The organism is Streptomyces sp. NPDC048473 (genome assembly GCF_043200155.1).
Classification (GTDB): Bacteria; Actinomycetota; Actinomycetes; order Streptomycetales; family Streptomycetaceae; genus Streptomyces.
In genome coordinates, this window is record NZ_JBICXE010000208.1 from 1 (window position 1) to 1022 (window position 1022).

Here is a 1022-nt window from a genome sequence, read left to right on the forward strand (position 1 = left end):
CGGGTGTGGGTGCGGGGCTGGGGGTTGGTTTGGAGGTGCAAGATGTTTTGGGTGATGGGGACTGTTTCATGCGTGCGTTGATCGGTTTCGGGGGTTTGTCGGACGGCCGGGGTGGGTGGTTGACGGCGTCGGGGGTTCGGTCGGCTCTGGCGAGGGCGTTGCAGGATGATCTGGGCCTGCGGGAGGAGGGGCGCCGGTTGTGGCCGTGGGTGGAGGCGCAGGCCGTGTCCGCGCTGGTCAGTGAATGGACGGGGCGGCCGGAGATGGCCGCTTCGTTGGCGCGGCTGCGCGAGGCCGGGCGGCTGAGTGATGTCGACCGTCGGGACATCGCTGGTCTGCTGGGCAGGCGGGGGGAGTGGGACAGCGTGGCCGGTGATGTGGCCCCGGTGGTGGCGGCTGAGGTGTTCGGGCTGTCGCTGCGGGTGCTGAATGTCACCGCCTCGAGTACCGGTGTGTTGCAGATCGGCCAGTCAGGGGCGGACCGGCGTACGGTCTTCCTGGTCCGTACGGAGGGGGATTTCGGTGGGGGGCACTGGATGGCGGCCCGTCCCGATACCGATGCCCTGCTGACCTCGCGGGGTTCTCATCCCGTCACCAGGCGCGAGCGGGTGGCCCTGGCGGACCGCCTGCCCGGTGCGACCGCCCGGGAGCGGGCGGTGGTCATCGCCGGTGACCGGCTCCTCGCATCGTACGGCCGCGCCGGAACCCGGGCCCATCTTCTTCTGAGGGCGCCGCTCCTGAGGGATGCCTTCATCCCTGGGACCTTCGCCCAGGAGTCCTTCTTCACCCAGGGAAACGCCACGCTCCTGGCGGCCTACCTCAACGGGCAGGCGAGTTCCAGCCTCGCCGGGGCGCTGGCCCCATGGGTGTCGTCCGTCAACCCGCGCCATAACGTCCCGCCGGGAATCGACCCGTTCCAGGCGGCCTACTACAAGGGGCAGGAGACTTCCAGCCTGGCCGGCGCGCTCGGCCCGCAGGTGCACATGAGGCCCGCTCCGCGGTATCCCGCGGTCGATTCCGGG

At 70.4% G+C, this 1022-nt stretch carries 1 protein-coding gene; it reads left to right on the top strand.

Annotation, left to right across the window (positions count from 1 at the left end):
- Window positions 1–158: 158 nt before the first annotated feature.
- The coding region (locus ACGFU7_RS48270) for a hypothetical protein (RefSeq protein ID WP_393705195.1) at window positions 159–1022 on the top strand (864 nt) is incomplete at its 3' end.